Below are 511 nucleotides of genomic sequence, written 5' to 3'. Positions count from 1 at the left end.
ATCCATTATGTTGACGGGCATCCCCTGTTTTTTCGCTGCCGGTGACAGCTTGAGAGTGCCCTTTGCGTCAACCAATGCCGTTGCCCAATGGGAGTCTTCACCACCGATCACCGGCTGTGATTCATCCACGACTTCGACCATGATTGGCATCATTCCAACCCAGCTCCACAGGCTGTTCCCTAATGCGAGGGCTAAAGCCTCGAACGCGGGAAAGACTACCGATTGCCCGAGAATCTGGTGGGCAATAGTGTCCGACAGACCTTGGATGAGTTCCTCTGGTATCCCTTTCACTCGACAATGTTCTGTCGGTGTAAAGATGCGAGACAACTCCGGCTGTTCTGGATGAACAATGAAAGGTTCGGTACTTCTGCATTTTGCATAGTCCTTACCTATGGTGCCGCAAAACTCATCGTCGCCAGTCAGAAGCTGGCGAGAGAACCCCTTGCCAGCAGCTTTGTCTCTCAACTCCTTCTCAGCCAGATAGTCAAATGACTTCCAACGTTCAGAATCG

The 511-nt window shown here is 51.7% G+C and carries 1 pseudogene; it reads right to left on the bottom strand.

The features are described 5' to 3' along the window. Window positions 1-511 (bottom strand): annotated as a pseudogene (locus tag R7Z77_RS28615) (DNA cytosine methyltransferase); the annotation flags it as partial.

Source organism: Vibrio sp. 1401 (assembly GCF_033340295.1).
Note: the sequence above shows the minus strand (reverse complement) of the source record. Positions and strands in the feature narration are given on the sequence as shown.